The sequence below is a fragment of the Evansella sp. AB-rgal1 genome, from assembly GCF_041820985.1.
Lineage (GTDB): Bacteria > Bacillota > Bacilli > Bacillales > Salisediminibacteriaceae > Evansella.
Map to the genome: position 1 here is coordinate 1 of NZ_JBGUAU010000082.1, position 704 is coordinate 704.

A 704-nucleotide genomic window follows, 5' to 3' on the forward strand; every position below is an offset into this window, starting at 1 on the left:
GCATTAATTTAGTTTAACTATTAAAAATACTCAAAATGTTCAATAAAGTTATTTTGTGCAAAGAAAAAGTCCTTTATAATGGATAAGTCAGGTGGTAATCCCGTCCAAATCCAATAAAAAGGACCAATCTCATGGATAAGATTACACGAAAAACTTCATTTGGACAATGGTTTTCACCAATAAATTTTCAACTATTTGAAGAACAAGTGAAAACATTGAAATTAGATCTTTATACGAAAAAACTTACGACGGAATCATTCTTGAAGTTATTACTTTTTGCACAGCTAGAAGAGGTAGAAAGTCTCCATGCGCTAAGTGATTGTTTGTTTGATGATCAACTTCAAAAAGGTATTGATCTTGACTCCATCAGTATTTCTCAGCTTTCGCGCCGATTAAATGGAATGAATCCAGATTTATTTCAAGGGTTATTCCTTGATTTAGTCGGACAAATACATGCCAAGACACATTACACGAAACTTATCATGCCATTAAAGGTCATTGACTCAAGTACCATACCATTAAATTTAACCAACCATAATTGGGCAAAGTTTCGTAAAACAAAAGCTGGTGTAAAGTTACATTTGCGACTAGTTTTCATGGAAAAAGGAATGTCATATCCTGAGAAGGCCTTGATTACAACCGCTAAAGAACATGATCGTAATCAACTTGAAGTCATGGTTGATGACAAAGAATGCATGTATGTC

Annotated in this window: 1 protein-coding gene; it reads left to right on the forward strand. The window is 33.5% G+C overall.

The genetic code is table 11. The annotated features are described in order from the left end of the window. Window positions 1–131: 131 nt before the first annotated feature. On the forward strand, window positions 132–704 hold a 573-nt coding region (locus ACERII_RS25865; protein WP_373645866.1), incomplete at its 3' end, for a DUF4372 domain-containing protein.